This is a genomic window from Amycolatopsis sp. cmx-11-51 (genome assembly GCF_047608665.1).
In the GTDB taxonomy this organism is placed as follows: domain Bacteria; phylum Actinomycetota; class Actinomycetes; order Mycobacteriales; family Pseudonocardiaceae; genus Amycolatopsis.
In genome coordinates this window covers 1,575,405-1,594,855 of record NZ_JADNQO010000001.1, presented here as the reverse complement: position 1 = coordinate 1,594,855, position 19,451 = coordinate 1,575,405, and the positions used below count along the sequence as shown (strand labels likewise).

The window sequence follows — 19,451 nt, the reverse complement described above, 5'->3', positions numbered from 1 at the left end:
ACATGGTGCGGGCGCTCGACACCGTTCCGGGGCCGGTCCGCTGACCTTGGCCCCCTGAACCACTGTGGCCGGGGTTACTCGCGCGTTAACAACACGTCAGCGAGATCGCCGAAGGCGTCAGGGAGGTGTTGGCGGAGCGGCCGGGCCGGGCCGATCGGAGTTGTGCTGGCGGAGCACTGACCGATCGACGCGGAGGTAACCGTGACGCTCAGCGAGCTCCTGCCCAGCCTCGGCTGCGAGGCCGCCGACCACCTCGAGCCGGGGGTCTGGCCGCGGAGCACCCGGCTCGGTCCCGGCGGGGAACTGCTGTTCGCCGGTGCGCCGGTGTCCCACCTCGCCGCGAGGTTCGGGACACCGGCGTACTTGCTCGACGAGGACGAAGTCCGGCAGAACGCCCGCGCGTATCGCCGGGCCCTGCCCGACGCCGAGGTGGCGTACGCGAGCAAGGCGCTGTGCACCCGCGCGGTTCTGCGCTGGGTCGCCGAGGAAGGGCTTTCGCTAGACACCTGCTCCGCGGGCGAGATCGCCGTGGCGCGGTCGGTCGGCTTCCCCGCCGAGCGGATCCTGCTGCACGGCAACGCGAAGACCCCCGAAGACCTCAAGGCCGCGCTGTCCTACGGCGTCCGCCGGATCGTGGTGGACTCGCTCGACGAGATCGAGCAGCTCGGCGCGCTCGCCACCGGCGCGCAGCAGGTGCTGATCCGGGTGACGCCGGACGTCGCCGCCGGCACGCACGCGGCCGTCACCACCGGCACCGAAGGCCAGAAATTCGGGTTCTCGCTGCGTGAGGAGGTCCGGGACAACCTCGACCGGGCGGTCTCCGCGGTCCTCGCGCAACCAGGGCTCCGCCTCGCCGGACTGCACTGCCACATCGGCTCGCAGGTGTCCCGTGTGGACTTCTACGAACTGGCCGCCCGCAAGATGGTCGGGGTGCTCGTCCGGCTCCGCGAGACCCACGGCGTCACTCTGCGGGAACTGGACCTCGGCGGCGGGCACGCGGTCCGCTATCTGCCGGGCGACACCGGTTTCGACATCGACGGCTATGTCCGGCGTCTGCGTGTCGCACTCGCCTACGAATGCACGTCGCACGGTTTTCCCCAGCCGAAATTGACGATCGAACCGGGCCGGGCGATCGTCGGACCGGCGGGTATCACCGTGTACCGGGTCTGCGCGGTGAAACGCGGCTCGCGCACCTTCGTCGCCGTCGACGGCGGGATGAGCGATAACGCGCGGCCCGCGCTCTACGGGGCGGCCTACACCGCGCGCCTGATCGGCAGGCGCAGCCGCGCGGTCCGGCGGCCGATGACGGTGGTCGGACGGCACTGCGAATCGGGTGACGTCCTCGCCGACGGACTCGCCCTCCCCGACGACGTCCACCCCGGCGATCTGCTCGCCGTGCCCTGCACCGGCGCCTACCACCACTCACTCGCGTCGAATTACAACCTCGTCGGCAGGCCGCCGATCGTCGGCGTCTCGGGCGGTACGGCGACCTTGCTCGTCCGCCGAGAAACCGAGGAAGACCTGCTGAAACGCGATCTCGGCTGACACACCTTCCGAAAACCTCGGCACCCTCCCTGTCGAGCGACAGAATCCTTCGCGCGACGGCGCCGGGAAAGAGAATCGCGACAAACAACTTAACGGCGGTAGCATTCTGGACATTGGTCGATACGCTGCGCGACAAGAAATCGCATGCCGAAACAAAGGGAGGGACGGCATGGGTGACGAACCACGCGCGCAGATGGAGCAGCGCACACCTAGAGGTTTGGACAATACCGATCGCACTCTGATCGCCCTGCTACAAGTCGACGGGCGGGCTTCGTTCACGGCGCTGGCCAAGGCCGTCGGCTTGTCGGAAGGGGCCGTGCGGCAACGCGTCCAGCGGCTGCTGAGGGACGAAACGATGCAGATCGTCGCGGTCACGGATCCGACCAACGTCGGCCTCGGCCGTCAGGCGATGGTCGGAATCAAGGTCCAGGGCGATCCGCGTTCGGTCTCGGATCAGCTCTCGGGGCTACCGGACGTCCATTACGTCGTCCTCACCGCGGGCACCTACGACCTGCTGGCCGAGGTCGCCTGCCGGGACGACGAACACCTCTTGAGTGTGCTGAACGATGACATCCGGCCTATCCCGGGTGTTGTCAGCACTGAAACGTTGATCTACTTGAAACTCGCAAAACAGACATACGCCTGGGGCAACCTGACGCGGTGAACCCGCGGCCCAGTGCGATGAAGGGGCCTCTCATCGCGAAATTCGCGCTGAAAGGCCCCTTCATCGCGAGCGGGATCGAGCGACGTTAGACGCAGCGCAGATACGCGTCCGGAGTCCGCCGCCGGGTGTCGAGCCCGCGAAGGACCTTCGGCAGTGTCTCGCTGTACAAAACCCCGAGCCGTTGCGTCGCCCGTGTCAGCGCGACGTACAGTTCCGCCTCACCGCCAGGGCCTTCCGCGAGGATTCGCTCCGGCTCGACCACCAGGACGGCGTCGTATTCCAGCCCTTTGGCCGCGGACGGCGCGATCGCGCCCGGCACACCCGGCGGCCCGATGACGACCGAAGTCCCCGCACGCCCCGATTCCTCCCGGACGAACTCCGCGACAGCGTCCTCGATGTCCACTTCGGACAGTCGGCGGGCCCACGGCCGAACACCACAGGAACGCACCGAGTCCGGCGGCACGACGTCCGGCGCGAAACTCGCCAGCAGCGAAGCCGCCACCGCCATGATCTCCGACGGCGTCCGGTAGTTGACGGTCAGTTTCCGGTACACCCACCGGTCGGCGACGTACCGGGAGAGCATCGCGTCCCACGACCGCGCGCCGGACGGCGATCGGCGCTGCGCGAGATCCCCGACCACGGTGAAAGACCGGCTGGGGCACCGCCGCATCAATACCCGCCAGTCCATTTCGGACAGTTCTTGCGCCTCGTCGACCACGACGTGGCCATAGGTCCATTCCCGGTCGGCGGCCGCGCGATCGGCGAGGTCCCGCTCGTCGCGCTTGGCGAACCGCTCCGCCAGGTCCTCCGCTTTCAGTACGTCCGTCGGCCGGAGCGCGAACTCGTAGTCGTCGTGGTCCTCTTCGACCTCGATGAGCTCCAGCACGCGCTCGGCGTAGTCCTTCTGTGCCAGCTGCCGCCGCTCCTCCGCCCGACGTTCGGCGGTGCGGTCCCAGCCGAGCAGTTCGACGGCTTCGTCCAGCAACGGCACGTCGGACACCGTCCACGCGGCCGCGTCCTCGCGCAACAGCGCCGGATCGGCTCCGGCCGCCCGCAGCCGCTCCGGCGAGGCGTAGAGGTCGGCGAGCAACCGTCGCGGCGTCAAGACCGGCCACAGGCGATCCAGCACCGCCCCGAGCCCCAAGCTGCCCTCCAGGTCGCGCCGGACGTTCTTCAGCATCTCCGGGCGGGCGTGCTTGTCGTCCCTCGGCAGCCAGCCGTCGCCGATCCGGTCGACCGCGCGCTCGGTGAGCGCGGTGATCACCTCACGTTCGAAGACGGCCTTAGCCTCGTTGTGGAGCAGGCCGCTGTCACGGGCCACCTCGCGCGCGGCCGCCGCGACCTCGGCGTCGAACGGCACGGTGACGTCGTCGAGTTCGATCGGCTCCGGCTCGGCCGGCAGCTCCTGCCGGTCCGTCACCGCCGCCGCGAGCACGTCCAGGATCGCCAGCGAGCCCTTGAGCCGCTGGACCGGCGGCGGATCCTCGCGTTCGGCACGCAGGCCCGCGACGAGGCTCCCCGGCGTCGCGAAGACGGCACTGGTCTCGCCGAGCGACGGCAGGACGCGGCCGATGTGGTCGAGGAAGCCGCTGCTCGGCCCGACCACGAGCACGCCGCGGCGTTCCATGCGTTCCCGTTTCGTGTACAGCAGGTACGCCACCCGGTGCAGCGCCACCGCCGTCTTGCCGGTGCCGGGGCCGCCCTCCACGACCACGACACCCGCGTGATCCAGCCGGATGATCTCGTCCTGCTCGGCCTGGATCGTCGCGACGATGTCCCGCATCCCCTCGCCGCGTGGCGCGTTGACCGCGGCCAGCAGCGCGACGTCACCCCGTTCCCCCGATTCCGGACGGCCGAAGACCTCGTCGGTGAAGTCGAGGACCCGGCGGCCGAGAGTGCGGAACTGACGGCGCCGCGACATTCCCTCTGGAGACGCGCCCGTCGCGCAGTAAAACGCGCGCGCCGCCGGCGCCCGCCAATCGAGCAGCAAAGGTTCGTAGTCGTTCTCGTCGTCGAAAAGGCCGACCCTGCCGACGTACGTACGCTCTCCCGAAAGGGCGTCCAAACGGCCGAAACAAAGGCCCTCGTCGGCGATCTTCAGCCGCGCGAGCTGCCGGGCTTTCGTGCTGACGGAGACTTCGCGGTCCGAAAGCACGAACCCTTCTCCCCGCAGCGCACCGGCGTATGCCTCGCTCACCCGCGTACGTTCGCCGTCCAGCCGCCCGTAGAGCGACGCGATGTAGTCCCGTTCGGTCCGCAATTCCTCGTCGTACCCCTGATTTGACAAGTGTCCCTCACAGCGTTTAGACTACTGACAAGTCCGGCGTACAAATCAGCTATCTGATTTGAGCGCCGATTTTTTATTGTCCACCCCTTGTCAAGAGGAACCCGGTCCTTCTCCGGGAACGACCGTGCGCGATAATGGGGTGAAGATCCACCATTACCGCGCACGATCCGCGAAACCTCAGTCGAGCATGAACTCGCGGGGGTCCAGCGCCCTTCCGACCACCCGGACATCGCCGAGCCAGCCGTGGAAGGCCTGTTCGACGATCGAGTCGTAGGCGTAGGCGCCGATCAGCCAAGAGCCACCGGGATTCGCGATCCCCGCCGCCGCCGTCTTCGGATTGCGCAGCACCGGGCAACCGTCGACATAGAGCGTCGTCCGCCTGCCGTCGTTGACCGCGGCGACGTGGATCCACTCTCGCGACGCCAGTTCGTGCCCCCAGCAGGTGGAGATCCCGTTCTGGTTCACCGGGAACACCGCCCACTGGAACGCCGCACCGTCCGAAAGGGACAGTGTCGCGGCGGGCTCGCCGGGGTCGTCACCGGTCTTGCCCGCCTTGCCGCCGGAGCCCTGCCTGCCGAAGATCGCGGCCCAGGAATGGCCGCCGTCCTTGAAATCCTCGGGCAGCTTCACGAAAGCCTCGACGGTGTAGCCGCGCGAGAACGTCTCCGCGTTCATCGGCGCGGCATCCGTCGTGCGCAGATACGCCCCGCGGGCCGGTTTCTTACCGCCGTCGAACCGGAGGCTCGACCTCGACGGCTGCCGCCCGGAGAACTCCCCGGAGTAGCGCAGCGCTTCGCCGGGGCTGCCGGGCAGCGTCACCCGGACCAGGTCGTTGCCCCGGCCGGACAGGTCACGGACGCGGGAAACCGGTGTGCCGTCCCGTCCTTCGAACCGCCAATACGCCACGGTTCCGCGGATCAACTGCCGTTCGGCTGGCCGCGCGGGCGGTACCGGGACCGGCGCGAAACCGGCGAACCGGCGCTCGAAGTCGATCTCCAGGCTGAAATAGTCCACCGGGCCGGTCCGTTCGATCTCCCGCCGCTGCAACTCGTTCAGCCGCGGCGCCTGGTCGGCGAGCCACGGCGAGACCGTGCGGACGTCGATCACGTTCCGCGCGAGGTCGAACCGGTACAGCCGGATCATCGCGCTGCCGCCGTAGTAGCGGTCCTGGTAGTTGGTGATGTGCAGGTGGACGTCGTTGCCCGCCTTGTTCTGCTTCACCGCGCGGCCCGGCGGCCAATAGTGTCCGTTGAGCGTCAGGAAGATCTGGTCGTTCCCGGCGATCAGTTCGTCCCACACCTTCTGCCCGAACTCGGACAGTCGCGCCTGCCCGTGTTCGTCGGACCAGACCAGTTCGTGGATGGTCACGATCGCCGGGAGCCGCGGATTCCGCGCGAGCACCGACCGCGCCCACTCCAGCCCGCCCGCCGACGGCCGCCAGTCGAGTGCCAGCAGCAGCCATTCGCGCCCGCCCGCGCGGAACACGTGGTGGCTGTTGTAGCCGTCCGCGCTCGCGCCGCGGAAGGTCCGCGAACCCCGTTGCCGCCGCGGGCCGAACGCGTCGAGGTACGGCGTGCGGCCGCGTTGGTCGTCGGTCGAGGACTCGATGTCGTGGTTGCCCGCCAGCGTGCTGTAGGGGAACCGGCGCCGGTCCAGGTGCTGGAACGACCGGCTGATCTGGTCGAACTCGCCCGGTTGCCCGTTCTCGGTGAGGTCGCCGAGGTGCGCCAGGAAGACGATGTTCTCGCCGCCACCGGTGACGTACCGCAGCGTGGCGTCCAGTGGCGCGGGATCGCCGCGGTCGGCGTCGAAAAGGTACTGGGTGTCGGGCAGGACCGCGAGGGTGAAGCGGCCGTCTTCGGCGTCCGGGCCGTGGTGGCCGAAGGTCGCCGAAGCCGCCGGGGCGCCGAGGGTGGGCACCGCGGAGACCGCCGCACCGGCGCCGAGCAGCCCGGCACCGCGCAGGAAGGTCCGTCTGGAGGAGTCGTTCACGGCCGCAACCTACGTTCGCGGAGGCAACGTGTCCCGAACCGCGGATGAACACTTGCTCCGCTCGGTAGCTTCGTCCCATGGGGAACGTCAAACGCTGGCCCGTGCTCGCCGGGGTCGGCGTGGTGGTGGCCGCGGCCACCTGGTGGATCGTGGACGAGATGCCGACGGTGGACGACGCCGTCGCGCGGGAGGCACTGCCGCCGATCGACGAGCATCTGCGGGCGAACGGGTGGGCGGGCACGCTCACCGACTCCGGGCTCACGGAGGTCCGGTGGGTGTGTACACAGAAGGTGATCGAGACCCGGCCGGACGGCGACCGGGTCAAGATCGGCCTGGTCGCGAGCTGCGACGAGGTCGCGAAAGGACACGGCGGGCTCGTCACGGGCAGCGGATTCCGGCGGCAGCCGATGGTCTACCGCGTCGAACGCACGCGGGACGACTACCGCGTGCTCGACCGGGAACTCGCGAAGGACGGCTCGGGCTACTCGCCTTCGGTCAAGGCGATGTTCTCGTGGGTCGGCGCCCGCCGGGTGATCGGCGGCGCGAGCCCGGACGGCCCGGAGACGGTGTCACCCGCCGCGTTCGGTCTGCCGCCAGGCACACCCGTCCGCGCCTGGCGTTGATGTCCTGGGCTGTCTCTCTCGAAGCATGCTTTCGCCCAACCTGCCAGCCCAGTTTGGGAGACCGCCCTAGTCGCTGTCTTCGCGGCTGATCCGCCGCGGCACGACGAACCACATGACCACGAACAGCACCGCTGTCACCACGCCGAGTATCGCCATCGCGATCGGGCCGAAGACGACCTTGGCGATGAGCGTGACGGTCGTGATGATCGCGGCCGCGAGGCAGCCGAGTCCGATGAGGACGGACCGGTTGCCGACGGTGAGGATCCGCTCACGGTTTCCGGTGCGGAACAACAACCTGTGCCACGCGGCGGGCGCCGTCAGCAACACCGTCGAGCAGACCGTGAGCAGAACCGCCACCAGGTGCACGGATTTCTCGAACCCGCTCGCCTCGTGGAACTCGTCGGTGAACACCACCGTCAGCAGGAACCCGAAGAGGATCTGGACACCGGCCTGTGCGACCCGGAGTTCCTGCAGGAGCTCATTGACGTTGCGGGTCAGGCGTTCGTTCTTCGTCTCTCCGGTGTGCTCGACCATGCGGCGACTCCAAGACCATCGGTTGACGCCTGACCTTTTCGTGCCAGCCGAGCGAGGTCACCGCGACGACCACGACGGCGAGACCCAGCCACTGCGTAACGGACAAATGCGCGTTCAGGAACGATACGCCAATAACGGCGGCCGTGACGGGAAAAGCCAGTTCCGCCAACGTCGCCCTGGCTGCCGGGGTCGACCGCAGGCCGAGGTAGTACAGGCTGAGCGCCAGCAAACCCGGTACCAGCGCGAGAAGTCCGAGCCCGAGCGCGTTGTCCCAGCCGACCGCGAATCCGCCGCCCTGGACCGCCACGATGCCGGCCGCGACCGGAAGCCCGACCGTGAAGCGCAGTGTGGTGACCTCTTTCGGCGCCAGTTCGGTGGAGAGCAACCGGCCGAGCACCGTGCCAGCCGCCCACAACGCGGCCGCACCGATCGCCAGCAGCGCCGCCTTCGCCGCGGCGAGCTGGATGTTCAGCGGATCCTTGAAAGCCAGCAGCCAGGCACCGAGCAAGGCGGGGATCGCGAAGAAGGCGTATCCAGGGCGGACTCTCTCCTTGAGGACGAAGTACGCGGCGAGGACGGCGAACACCGGCTGAAGCTTCTGCAGCACCAACGGCGTCACCGGATCACCCAGTTTGAAGGCGGCGGTGAACATCGCCGTCGCCAGCGCGGACGAGCCGCCGCCGATGGCGAGCACCGCCAGCCATTCCCGCGGACCGCACCGCCGCAGCGCACGGAAGGCGCCGGGGATGAGCGGGCTCAGCACGAGCACCACGAGCAGGTGCTCCCAGAAGACGACCGTGGCCGCCGGGAGCGCCTCGGCGAGCGGGAGCCGCAGAAGGCCGTCGGTGCCCCAGAGCGCCGCGGCGACCGCGACCAGCCAGGTGCGATCCGGAGGGGTGGTGTTCACTTGACCTGCCATCCATGCCCCGCCGCCGCCCTCGCGGGCGTTATGGCCGGCACTTATAGTTCCATTGGTTTGAAATTGCTACATCCGTTCGAGTGATGGTCCTGGCGGGTTCGACTTCGATCAGGCTAGGCAGAGGACATGCGCCCCGTCCCCGTACTCGCCCTCGTCCTGTCCACCGCCGCCCTGGCCCTCACCTCCGGCGCCGGGCCGGCCACCGCCTCCCCCGAGTCCCGAGTCCACGTCATCACCGCCAAGAGCGGTCTCACGAGCTACAAACCGGAACTGGTCCCGCCCGGTGCCCGCGCGCACGTCTTCGGGCTGACCTCGAAGGCCATCGGCACCTCGACCGCGGTCCTCGTGACCGGCCTGCTGCCCAACCGTGAATACGGCGCCCACGCGCACACGAAGCCGTGTGGTGCCACCGGGGATCTCGCCGGACCGCACTACCAGAACATCGAAGACCCGGTGAAGCCGTCGGTGGATCCGGCCTACGCCAACCCCCGCAACGAGATCTGGCTGGACCTCACCACCGACGCCACCGGCCGCGGCGCCGCGGTGTCCAAAGTGGACTGGACGTTCACCACGCGGCGGGCGAATTCGATCGTGATCCACGAACACCACACCCACACCGACCCCGGCCACGCCGGGACCGCGGGTGCGCGGCTGGCCTGTGTGACCGTCGGTTTCTAGGCCGTGTCCGGTGAGTCTGTTCGATGGGCTTCGAGGTCCAGTGACCACCTGGGCCCGAAGACCGCGAACATGACTTACCGGACACAGCCTAGAAGCCCCAAGTACGTTCCGGCCGGATCCTGATCCGGACGTTGTACTCCTTGTCGAACTTCGGGACGTCGTAGTCGATCGCCGGGTAGTGCTCTTCGTACTTGGCGAGAAAGCCCGGCTGCTCCGAGGCGAGACCGTCCGGCAGGATCTCGGCCTTGCCGCCGATCACCAGGACCGAGCCGCCGTACTCGTCAGTGTTGAAGTGAACGCTGACTTCGGGGTTCGCTTCGATGTGCCGGGTTTTGGCGGTGTCCGGCTGGCTGAAGAGGATGAAGTCCTCACCGTCGAGCACGAACCACACCGGGCGAGGAGAAGGCCTGCCCTTCGGGCTGATCGTGGTCAGCCAGGCGACCTTCTCCTTCGCGCGTTCGGCCAGGCGCGGGTCGGGTTGATAGCTCATGAACCGACCAACCACGACCCGCGGGCTTTTCTTCCGGTCTTGCTCAGCGAGACGCGACGAGCTTGGCGTAGCGCGTCCCCGCGCCGAGCAGGACCAGCCCGGCGAGGAGGAAGGCGGCGACCCTGGCAAGGCCGTCGAGCGCGGCGAGGTCGAACAGGACCAGCTTCAGCACCGCCGCGCCGACCAGCACCAGACCGATCACCCGCAGGCCGACCACCGAGATGCCGCGGATGAGCAGCACGAGGGCGGCGACCGTCCAGGACACCGTGATCACCACGTGCCCGACCAGGAAGCCCGAGCGGCCCGGGACGGCCAGCAGCGACGCGCACAGCACCAGCGCACCAGCGCCGTAGAGCGCGCAGACGCCGGCGAAGAGCCACGGCACCACGTTCTCCGACGCCGCCTTGAACAGCCCGAGCCGGTGCGCGACCCACGGAAGCGTGATCGAGACGGCCAGGATCGCGACGGCCACCAGCAAGGCGGCGGCGAGGTCGGCGTCCGGGCGGTTCCTGATCAGGAAGAAGAGCGTCGGCGGGACGTCGAAGGCCAGCGCGATGATGCCACCGATGACGGTGAAGCCCAGCCCGCCGAAGAACGCCACGTGCTTCTTCGTCCACAACGCGACCAAGGCCAGCAGGACTCCTTCGCCGATCAGGATCGCCGAGCGGGCGCTGCCGTCGAAGAGGGTCATCGTCGTCTGAAGGGCCGCGAGGAGACCGGCGGCACCCGCGAGGTCACCCGTCCAGCCGTTGAGCCAGTGACCGGCCGTCCACACGCCGAGCAGTACCAGCGCGACCGCCGCGGTGACGAGCACGGCCTGCGTCTTCGGCAGGAACAGCGCGGCGAGCAACGACGGCGCCGGTGCGACGGCGAGCAGCGCGAGGGCGGCGGCGTCACCGGGACGCTTGACGGTGACGATCAGGGCGAGCGTGACTCCGACGGCACCCGCGGCCAGCGCGGCGGCGGTGTTGGCGGTGCTGCCGCCGAGACCGGTGAACGCCGTGCTGAAGACCGACGCGATCAGCGGCGGAATCCCCGCGGCGACCGCGACCGACGGCCACGACTGGCGCAACTGCACCGGCGTCGACGCGACCTGGACCACCAGCAGGAACGCGACCAGTTCGGGCGTGAACCCCTGGGTGATCAGCGGTGCGCAGACCACACAGCCGAGCACGACGGCCGTCGCGAGCAGCGAAGACTTCCACCGTACGGCCAGCAGCAACCCGCCGACCGCGATCACGAGCCCGATCGCGAGACCGGCGTAGGCCGGGAGGTACTCGTACATCGTCGTCGCGGCGATGGCGTCGAGGTACAGCGTGCCGATGCCCGTCGCGGCGAGCGCGAACGCACCCGTACGGCCCGCCGGGGTGCGGTGCAGGCGCAGGCCGATCCCGGCCAGCGTCAGGCCGAGGACGGCGCCGCCGATCACCCGCGGCAACGGGCCGAACCAGCCGCGCTGGACGGCGAGCACGAGGAACAGCACGATGCCGAGGAGCGTGACCGCCCCGCCGACCCAGGCCAGCAGCCTGCTGCCGGCGCCCTCCTTGCCCAGCTTCTCGGCCAGCGACACCTTCGGGACAGGCTGGTACGGGCGGTAGGGCTGGTACGGCTGCTGCGGCGGGCGGGGGTGCTGGGCTGCCTGGTGGCGGTACTGCTGCTGTTGCCACTGCGCGTACTGAGCCTGCTGGTACTGCTGCTGGTACTGGGCGTGCTGCGGGTGGGGGAAGTGGTGGGGGTACGGCTGCTGCGGGACCTGCGGCTGTGGCTGTTGCGGGTGAGGCTGCTGGGCCTGGGGCTGCTGCGGGTGAGGCTGCTCGGCCTGCGGCTGTTGCGGGGCGGCAGGCTGCTCTTGAGTTGCCTGCTCAGGCACCTCTTGGCGCGTCGGCTCCGCTTCGGCCTGGACGGTCCGCAGCTCCGTACCGACCCGCGCGAGGCGGGCCCCAAGGTCGTCGATCTCCCCGGCGAGCCTGAGGAGCACATCCCCATCGGTGGTCATGGCGAACAGCATGGATCCTGGAGGCCGCCCATGGATCCGTAGCACTACTCAATCGTGATGACGATGTGGTCGCGACCTGCAAGATCATCACGATGGGATGGCCTTTCGCGCCCAGACGCGGAGCGCCCGCAGAAGGTCCAGATAGCGGAAACCCGGCCAGTTGACGTCGCAGAAGTACAGCTGCGCCCCCTTCGCCTGCCAGAGGAGGAATCCGGAAAGGCGGACCTCACCGCTGGTCCGGATGATCAAGTCCGGCTCCGGGCTGCCCGCCGTGTAGAGATGGGCGGAAAGCGAGTCCACGGATACGGCTTCCGCGATCTCCAAGAGAGACTTGCCGTCCACCGCCCCTACGAGCACGAGGTCACGTACGGCGTCGACGATCTCCTCGCGACTTCCGTAACCGATGGCGAGGGTCAGCTCAGGCCCCGTCGCGCCACGAGTGTCCTCTTCGGCCTGCTTCAACACTTCGGCCGTGGACGACGGCAGCATGTCCAGGCGTCCCATCGTTGCGATCCGCCAGTTCGCACCCGGCGCGGTCAGCCGCTCGCGGACGACGTCCTCGATCACCTGCATCAGGAAGGTCATCTCCGGCGACGCGCGCTTCGTCAGGTTGTCGACCGAGGCCAGGTACACCGTCACGTGCCCGATGCCGAGGCCTTCGCACCACGCCATCAGCCGGGCGATGTGCTGGGCACCGTGACGATGGCCTTCGCGGACGTCTTCGAAGCCCATCTGGCGGGCCCAGCGGCGGTTGCCGTCGATGATCACGCCGACATGCCGCGGTAGGGGGCCGCGGAGAAGGCGGGCGCGAAGTCGTCGCGCGTAGAGGTCGTCAATCCTGGTGCGGACGCTCATGGAAGCTAAGCTACCGAAATCGCTGTTCGCACGTGAGCGGCCAAGTGTGAACATATGCGCTCATGAGCTACCCTTGACGTGTTGCCCGAGCAGTTTCCGGGTGATGCAGAGTGTGGCGCCGCGGGCGTCGCACGAGTCGCGAGGCCAGGTGCACCCGGGGAATACCGGGACCCTGGCCTTACGCATGCCGAGGTCAAGGATGGGTGTCGACCTGAAGCTCGATCGCGCATCGGGCGAGTCGATCGGCGAACTCAGGCATTCCTTGCCGTCGGGCGCGGATGGCACCGGCGACGATGTCCGAAATCCATAGCAGCGGCTCATCGACGCCGCGAGCATGCCGAATGCGGAACTCGGCGCCTTGGGGCAACGAAAAGCGGCTCTGCTGAATGGTGCGCACGTCTCGGGCATCGAGCTGGACGGTGCGACCTTCGGCGACCAAATGGCTGACGCCGAGCGCATGCAGTTCCAACACCAGACGCTGCATGCACAAGGAACGGCCACGTTCCTGCCCACGGGCGGGTACCGGGGCGCCGACCGTTACCAGGTGCAGCTCCTCGAAGTCGGCGACACGCTTGACGACCGCGTGCTTCTGATCGCCGGTCAGCACATTCCAGTGCAGTTTCCCAGTACGTTCCGACCTCAGACCGAGCATGACCTCGCGCAACTCGGCGTGGCGGTCGACAGGCAATACCGCTGCGGCGAGCACATAAAAGCCCCCACCGTCGTCCTCTTTGAACGACTCGTCGGCAAAGGCCTGCGACACGGACATCCGACAAGCCTAGGCAGCACGTCCTACCGCCATAGGTACGGTTCGTACCCGCTGCGCAACAAGTTCCTTCCCGAACCCCGTCGGGTGATATGGGCGAGCGCGCTCGATGACTGTGTGGATTTCGGGACGTCAGATGTCCCAAAATCCACACAGTCACAACCAAAACCCCTCGGTTGGACTCAATGAAGACCTATCAAGGAACGGCGCTACAAGACGGGCGGGTTCTGGTTCGTCAAAACTCCGAAGCGCGGGATCTGGCCGTCGAACTGAACCTCGACTTCGATCCCACCTGCGAGTGACAGACACCACAGGCGACAATGGGGGGCGTGACAGCCACCCTGAGCAAGCCCAGCCTGAAGATCGGCCCCTACGAGGTCGATCCCCCGGTCGTGCTCGCTCCCATGGCAGGCATCACCAACGTCGCGTTCCGGCAGTTGTGCCAGGAGTACGGCGCGGGCATCTACGTCTGCGAAATGATCACCGCCCGCGCGGTGGTCGAACGCCACCCCGGCACCATGCACATGATGACCTTCGGCGAGAACGAAAAGCCCAGGTCCATGCAGCTTTACGGCGTCGACCCCAAGACGATGGCCGAAGCCGTCCGCATCATCACCGGCGAGGGTCTCGCCGACCACATCGACAGCAACTTCGGCTGCCCGGTGGCGAAGGTGACGCGCAAGGGTGGCGGCGCGGCGTTGCCGTTCAAGCGCAAGTTGTTCGCCGACATCGTGCGCGAGTCGGCGAAGGCGGCGGCCGAGGCGGACGTGCCGTTCACGGTCAAGTTCCGCGTGGGCATCGACGACGACCACCTGACCTACCTCGACGCCGGACGCATCGCCGAGGCCGAGGGCGCGGCGGCGGTCAGCCTGCACGCGCGCACCGCCGCGCAGCGCTACTCCGGCCAGGCCGACTGGACGAAGATCGCGTCGCTCAAAGAGGCCGTCACCGGCATCCCGGTCCTCGGCAACGGCGACATCTTCTCCGCCGAGGACGCGCTCCGCATGGTCGACGAGACCGGCTGCGACGGCGTCGTGGTCGGGCGTGGCTGCCTGGGCAGGCCGTGGCTGTTCGGCGAGCTGGAAGCCGCCTTCGCCGGGCGCGCGCAGCCCACCCCGCCGAATCTCGGCGAAGTCGCGAAGGTGTTGCGCCGCCACACGGAACTGCTCGTCGAACACGACGGTCATGACAAGGCCATGCGAGACATTCGCAAGCACATGGCTTGGTACTTCATGGGTTTCCCGGTCGGTTCCGAGCTGCGTCGCGGCTTCGCGATGCTCTCCAGCATGGACCAGCTCGACGACCTCATCGCCCAGCTCGACCACGAAGCCCCGTTCCCCAGCGCCGCCACCGGCCCGCGTGGGCGGCAGGGTTCGCCGGGCAAGGTCACGTTGCCGCACGGCTGGCTCGACGATCCGGACGACGACTGTGTCCCCGAGGCCGAGGACATGCACTCGGGCGGCTGACAGCCCGGTCCCCGTAAAGTCGGCGTCGTGATCGACCAGCTGACCATCCCCACCGACGCCGGAACCTTCGACGCCATCGCCGCGGGCCCCGAAGACGGCCGCCCCGTCCTGCTGCTGCACGGGTTTCCCGAGGCCGCGGTGGAATGGGAGCACCAGGTCGCGACGCTCGGCGTGCTCGGCTATCGCGCGGTGGCACCGGATCAGCGCGGTTACTCCCCGGGCGTCCGGCCGGAACAGGCTTCCGAGTACAGCATCGACTACCTCGTCGGCGACGTCATCGCGATCGCGGATCGCTTGGGGTGGAACGAATTCGACCTCGTCGGACATGACTGGGGCGGCGCGGTCGCGTGGTGGGCCGCCGACGCGCATCCCGCCAGGCTCCGCAGTCTCGCCGTCATTTCGACCCCGCATCCGGCGGCGCTCGCGGAGGCCATGAAGACCGACGAGGACCAGCATCTCCGTTCGGGATACCTGACCGAATGGCGGCAGACCCGCGTCACCGAACGGCGGATGCTCGAGAACAACGCCGACGCGCTGCGCCGCATCTTCGACTGGAAGGTGCCGCCGAGCAAGGTCGACGAGTACGTCCAGCGTCTGTCCGAACCGGGCGCGCTGACAGCGGCGCTCAACTGGTACCGCGCCGGCCGTCCAGGCGGGAAGATCGGGCCGATCGAGGTTCCGACGCTCTACATCTGGAGCACGGAGGACGCCGCCTTCGGGTCGACGGCCGCGCTCGACACCGCGAACCGCGTCACCGGCCCGTACCGCTTCGAGATGATCGAGGACGCCTCCCACTGGGTGGTGGAAGAGGCGCCCGAGGCCGTCACTTCTTTGCTAGTGGAGCACCTTTCGTCCCACTAACAGGGGTAACTCTGGTCGCGGTACCGGTTACAGCGAGCCTGCTGGTTCAGTGGGTCCGGTGAACAACACGACCGAGCTGGACACCGAACGCATCGTCTACGTGACCGAGGACGGCGAGCCGACCGGCGAAACCGCGCCCAAACTGGCCGCCCACCACGAGAACACCCGGCTGCACCTGGCGTTCTCCTGCTATCTGTTGCGCAGCAGCGATCAAGCCCTGCTGATCAGTAGCCGCGCCGCGACGAAGAAGGTTTGGCCCCGGGTCTGGACCAACAGTGTCTGCGGGCACCCCGCACCGGGTGAACCGATCGAGGAGGCCGTCCGGCGCCGCGCCGCCTTCGAGCTCGGGCTGCCCCGGCTGGCCGGGCTCCGTTGTGTCCTTCCGGCGTACCGCTACCGGACGCCGTCGTTCGAAGGCGTGGTCGAGAACGAGTTCTGCCCGGTCTTCGTCGCCTGGGTCGACGACGATCCGGAACCGCATCCGGACGAAGTCGGTGACTGGCGCTGGGTGAGCTGGAATGATTACGCACTGTTGCTGAACGACGATGTGACCAACGTGAGTTACTGGGCGAAAGATCAATTCTCGCAGCTCAAAGACTTAGAGCCGTTTTCGGCCTTACAGAACGGTACTTCGATGCGTGACAATGGCGTCTAGCCGTCGTCCACTTGAGCGATATTCGCTTCGAACCGTACCGATACCTCAAGACCTGCCTCCTGTACGACGAAAACCAAGTCGTGGCGGAGGTGAGCGTGGCAGCCGACGACGAGGCCGCGCTCCCACCGGGCGTGCCGGGTACCGACCTGCTCAGCCTCCACGAATCGATCGCCGGGGTACTCGCCACCCAGGGTGACTGGCGTCGCGCCTACCACCATCTCAAATCCGCCTTCGACCTCGCCCGCGCCGGCAGCCTGCGGGACACGCTGACGTCCAGCTACAACCGCCGCTACCTCGACCAATGGCTGCACGGCCCGGCCGTCGAACACCGCGGCCCGCCCGGGATCGCGATCGCGCTGGTCGACCTCGACCTGTTCAAAGCGGTCAACGACACTTTCGGCCATCTGGTCGGCGATCGGGTGCTGCGCGAGGTGGCCGACCTGCTGCAACAAGGACTTCCGCCCGAAGCGTTCTGTGCCCGCTACGGCGGCGAGGAGTTCGCGCTCGTCATCCCGGCCGTCGACGCCGCCCGGGCGGTGCGCATCGCCGACACCGCGCGCATCCGGGTGGCCCGCCACCCGTGGCGGCGGATCCGGCCGGGACTCTCGGTGACGATCAGCGTGGGACTCGCGCACGAGAGCCGCGCGGAGCCGGATCGCGCGGCGGAACCGGAACGGCAGTTGCGCCGCGCCGACGCTTTGTTGTATATAGCGAAACGGGCCGGTCGGAACAAAGTGGCCTATCGGGACAAGGAAACGTCGCGGACAATTCCTCGTCGATGAACTCCGTGGACGCCACGGACGCTTAGCCACTCACTCGGTTATCGTCGCACTCTGCGTAACAGTTTCATACGTTTTAACACACCTTTAACCCGGACCGCTCACCCGATCGCATGGACCGTTCGGCGCTTGTCGGTACCTTGGGTGAAGAAAATTCCGGGATGGTGGTCGTCACGAACCCGAGGTGTCCGTACGATAACGAAAGAGCCTCGACCGAGTCGTGAAAGGAGACCGAGTGCCCGACGAGCACCACAACCCGGGGACCGGTCGCCACAGCCACGCGGACAAGAGCGTCGGCGAGCGCGGTCGCGGGAGCCGTCGCCGGTCGATGGACACCCACGGCGGGATCAGCGTTTCCGACGTCGTCGCACGTCACACCGGTGAACGTCCGATTTTCGACCCCGCCGCCGAGACACCCGCTCCGCGCCGCCTCCGGCAGGACGAGCCGACGCCGGAGCCTTCGAGGCCCGAGCCTTCGAGACCCTCACACGCGGCGCGGGCGGAAGCGCCCGCACCCCGTCGTCTCCGCCCGGCCGAAAACCCGCCGCCCGCGTCCCGTGCGGCCAAGCCCGCCACATCACCGGCGCCGCCCCGGGACCCGCGGCCCACCGAGCCCCCGCGTCCGCCTCGGGCGCGCCAGCCGCGCCGCGCCGCGCAGGCCGCGCCCAGCCCTGAAGCGCCGACGCAGCGCCGTCCGCCGGTGGTGAATCCGGGCGCGCAGCAGCAGCCCGCGGTGCCGGCACCGCCGCGACGTCCTCGCCGTCCGGTGCAGCGACCGGCCCAGCAGCCGCCGGCGACGGCGCCGGCGCCGTCGGCTTCCCCGCAGCTGTCACCAGGCGTTCCGCCGCGGTCCGAGCTGGACCGGCTCACCATGACCGACGAACTCGAGGCGATCGACGACGCGACGATCACCAAGCGCAAGATCGACCACACGCTCGCCCGGTTCTCCGCCGCGCACGACGAACTCGAAGCCGAAGAGGCCAAGAAGCGCGAGCGCCGTGAACGGCTCGCCGCCCGTCCCGCCGCACTGCTGGAGCAGACCCGCACGGCACTGCAGCGGGTGGTCACGACCAACGACGCCGATCCCGCCGAAGCCACGGCCGCCGAGCAGTCGTCGCCGCAGACCCGCCTGCAGGAGAAGAAGGAACGCAAGACCAGGCAGTCGGCCAAGGCCGGCCGGATCGCCGCCGCCGTGGTCGCCGCGCTCGTGTTCCTCTCTCTCGGCTCCGCGTGGGGCGCGCAGACCTGGTTCGACGCGAAGTTCAACACCGTCGCCTCACTCGACGAGGACTCGGCCGACATCCAGGACGCCGCGGGCCAGACCGGCGACGAGAACTTCCTGATGGTCGGTTCCGACTCCCGTGACGGCGCTGCCGTCGAAGACGGCGTCGGCGACACAGAGGGCACTCCGGGTGCCCGCTCGGACACGGTCATGATCGCGCACGTCCCTGCCGACCGACAGCGCGTCGTGATGGTGTCCTTCCCGCGCGACCTCGAGATCAACCGTCCCGAGTGCAAGCGCTGGGACCCGGCGACGTCTTCGTACTCCGAAGAGACGTCGCCGGCGAAGAAGATCGCGAAGCTGAACACCGCCTACGCGGTCGGTGGCCCGCAGTGCGTCACGAAGGTCATCCAGCAGATCACCGGCATGAAGATGAACCACTTCGTCGGCATCGACTTCAACGGCTTCAAATCCATGGTCGACGCCGTGCAGGGTGTCACCGTGTACAACGAGAAGCCCGTCGACGACACCACTCTCGGCATGGTCATCCCGCAGGCCGGCGAGGTCCGGATCTCCGGCGACCAGGCGCTGAACTACGTCCGGGCGCGGCACGTCAAGGGCGACCCGACGTCGGACTACGGCCGGATCAAGCGGCAGCAGGCCTTCCTCGGCGCGCTATTGAAGACGGTGATGTCCAAGGACGTCATCCTGGACACCGGCAAGCTGAGCGGCTTCATCGACGCGTTCGCGAAGGCCACCTTCGGCGAGAACCTCGGCATCAAGCAGATGATGACGCTGGCGAAGTCGATGCGCGGGATGGACTCGGGCAAGGTCAAGTTCCTCACTGTGCCCACCACCGAAGAGGCGAACAACCGCGGCAACGAGGTGCTGTTGCAGAGCAAGTCGAAGGTCCTCTTCGACGCGCTGATCAACAACACGCCGCTGGAAGAGAAGGCCTCGAAACCACCGCCGAACAGCACCGCGTCCGCTCCGACGAGCTCCGCCAAGTCCAGCACCTCCAGGAGGAGCAGCAGCTCAGGCTGATGATCCGTGGAAGGATCATTCGTTAGTCCGGGTTCATGTCAGGTTCACTCTGGGATGCGGCTTTTGGCCCCTGTT

17 protein-coding genes are annotated in these 19,451 nt (G+C 68.2%); 9 read left to right on the top strand and 8 right to left on the bottom strand.

Annotated features, from left to right (window positions below):
- The first annotated feature begins 201 nt into the window (after positions 1 to 201).
- Both lysA and ACM6LU_RS08030 read left to right on the top strand, forming a co-directional pair.
- Positions 202 to 1,545: a diaminopimelate decarboxylase gene (gene lysA, locus ACM6LU_RS08035; RefSeq protein WP_414936896.1), complete on the top strand. Its 1,344-nt coding sequence runs from the start codon at positions 202 to 204 to the stop codon at positions 1,543 to 1,545.
- 169 nt (positions 1,546 to 1,714) lie between these two features.
- Positions 1,715 to 2,209, top strand: coding sequence for an Lrp/AsnC family transcriptional regulator (locus ACM6LU_RS08030; protein WP_414936895.1), 495 nt, complete (start codon positions 1,715 to 1,717; stop codon positions 2,207 to 2,209).
- Between the two features lie 85 nt (positions 2,210 to 2,294).
- Here the strand turns inward: ACM6LU_RS08030 and helR are convergent, their stop codons facing one another.
- Positions 2,295 to 4,496: an RNA polymerase recycling motor ATPase HelR gene (gene helR / locus ACM6LU_RS08025; protein ID WP_414936894.1), complete on the bottom strand. Its 2,202-nt coding sequence runs from the start codon at positions 4,494 to 4,496 to the stop codon at positions 2,295 to 2,297.
- Between the two features lie 177 nt (positions 4,497 to 4,673).
- The gene (locus tag ACM6LU_RS08020) at positions 4,674 to 6,488 is read right to left on the bottom strand and encodes a LamG-like jellyroll fold domain-containing protein (RefSeq protein WP_414936893.1); all 1,815 of its coding nucleotides are present in this window, start codon (positions 6,486 to 6,488) and stop codon (positions 4,674 to 4,676) included.
- A 77-nt stretch (positions 6,489 to 6,565) separates the two neighbouring features.
- Here ACM6LU_RS08020 and ACM6LU_RS08015 point away from each other — a divergent pair, with 77 nt between their 5' ends.
- Complete coding sequence (locus ACM6LU_RS08015) at positions 6,566 to 7,111, top strand: hypothetical protein (RefSeq protein ID WP_414936892.1); 546 nt, start codon at positions 6,566 to 6,568, stop codon at positions 7,109 to 7,111.
- Between the two features lie 66 nt (positions 7,112 to 7,177).
- Here the strand turns inward: ACM6LU_RS08015 and ACM6LU_RS08010 are convergent, their stop codons facing one another.
- Both ACM6LU_RS08010 and ACM6LU_RS08005 read right to left on the bottom strand, forming a co-directional pair.
- A complete protein-coding gene (locus ACM6LU_RS08010) occupies positions 7,178 to 7,645 on the bottom strand; it encodes a DUF6328 family protein (RefSeq protein WP_414936891.1) in 468 nt (155 codons plus the stop codon).
- Positions 7,590 to 8,552 carry a DMT family transporter gene (locus ACM6LU_RS08005; protein ID WP_414936890.1) on the bottom strand — a complete coding sequence of 321 codons (963 nt, stop codon included), beginning with the start codon at positions 8,550 to 8,552 and terminating at the stop codon, positions 7,590 to 7,592. The genes ACM6LU_RS08010 and ACM6LU_RS08005 overlap by 56 nt, the downstream gene beginning before the upstream one ends.
- Positions 8,553 to 8,690: 138 nt before the next feature.
- Here ACM6LU_RS08005 and ACM6LU_RS08000 point away from each other — a divergent pair, with 138 nt between their 5' ends.
- The gene (locus ACM6LU_RS08000; protein WP_414936889.1) at positions 8,691 to 9,242 is read left to right on the top strand and encodes a superoxide dismutase; all 552 of its coding nucleotides are present in this window, start codon (positions 8,691 to 8,693) and stop codon (positions 9,240 to 9,242) included.
- A gap of 88 nt (positions 9,243 to 9,330) precedes the next feature.
- Here the strand turns inward: ACM6LU_RS08000 and ACM6LU_RS07995 are convergent, their stop codons facing one another.
- The 4 genes from ACM6LU_RS07995 to ACM6LU_RS07980 form a co-directional block, all read right to left on the bottom strand.
- The gene (locus ACM6LU_RS07995) at positions 9,331 to 9,732 is read right to left on the bottom strand and encodes a TIGR03667 family PPOX class F420-dependent oxidoreductase (protein WP_414936888.1); all 402 of its coding nucleotides are present in this window, start codon (positions 9,730 to 9,732) and stop codon (positions 9,331 to 9,333) included.
- A 43-nt stretch (positions 9,733 to 9,775) separates the two neighbouring features.
- A complete protein-coding gene (locus ACM6LU_RS07990) occupies positions 9,776 to 11,740 on the bottom strand; it encodes a DUF2339 domain-containing protein (RefSeq protein WP_414936887.1) in 1,965 nt (654 codons plus the stop codon).
- Between the two features lie 75 nt (positions 11,741 to 11,815).
- Positions 11,816 to 12,583: a polyprenyl diphosphate synthase gene (gene uppS / locus ACM6LU_RS07985; protein WP_414936886.1), complete on the bottom strand. Its 768-nt coding sequence runs from the start codon at positions 12,581 to 12,583 to the stop codon at positions 11,816 to 11,818.
- Between the two features lie 193 nt (positions 12,584 to 12,776).
- Entirely contained in the window at positions 12,777 to 13,352 is a 576-nt protein-coding gene (locus ACM6LU_RS07980) for a hypothetical protein (protein ID WP_414936885.1), read from the bottom strand.
- A 317-nt stretch (positions 13,353 to 13,669) separates the two neighbouring features.
- Between ACM6LU_RS07980 and dusB the strand changes: the two genes are divergently transcribed.
- The 5 genes from dusB (at position 13,670) to ACM6LU_RS07955 (ending at position 19,376) form a co-directional block, all read left to right on the top strand.
- Positions 13,670 to 14,815, top strand: coding sequence for a tRNA dihydrouridine synthase DusB (gene dusB / locus ACM6LU_RS07975; protein WP_414936884.1), 1,146 nt, complete (start codon positions 13,670 to 13,672; stop codon positions 14,813 to 14,815).
- A 27-nt stretch (positions 14,816 to 14,842) separates the two neighbouring features.
- Complete coding sequence (locus ACM6LU_RS07970; RefSeq protein ID WP_414936883.1) at positions 14,843 to 15,676, top strand: alpha/beta fold hydrolase; 834 nt, start codon at positions 14,843 to 14,845, stop codon at positions 15,674 to 15,676.
- Positions 15,677 to 15,734: 58 nt separating this feature from the next.
- Positions 15,735 to 16,331 (top strand): isopentenyl-diphosphate Delta-isomerase, encoded by a 597-nt coding sequence (idi, locus tag ACM6LU_RS07965; RefSeq protein ID WP_414936882.1) that lies wholly within the window; start codon positions 15,735 to 15,737, stop codon positions 16,329 to 16,331.
- Positions 16,332 to 16,411: 80 nt separating this feature from the next.
- Positions 16,412 to 17,113: a GGDEF domain-containing protein gene (locus ACM6LU_RS07960; protein ID WP_414937125.1), complete on the top strand. Its 702-nt coding sequence runs from the start codon at positions 16,412 to 16,414 to the stop codon at positions 17,111 to 17,113.
- An 853-nt stretch (positions 17,114 to 17,966) separates the two neighbouring features.
- The gene (locus ACM6LU_RS07955) at positions 17,967 to 19,376 is read left to right on the top strand and encodes an LCP family protein (protein ID WP_414937124.1); all 1,410 of its coding nucleotides are present in this window, start codon (positions 17,967 to 17,969) and stop codon (positions 19,374 to 19,376) included.
- The last annotated feature ends 75 nt before the right edge of the window (positions 19,377 to 19,451 follow it).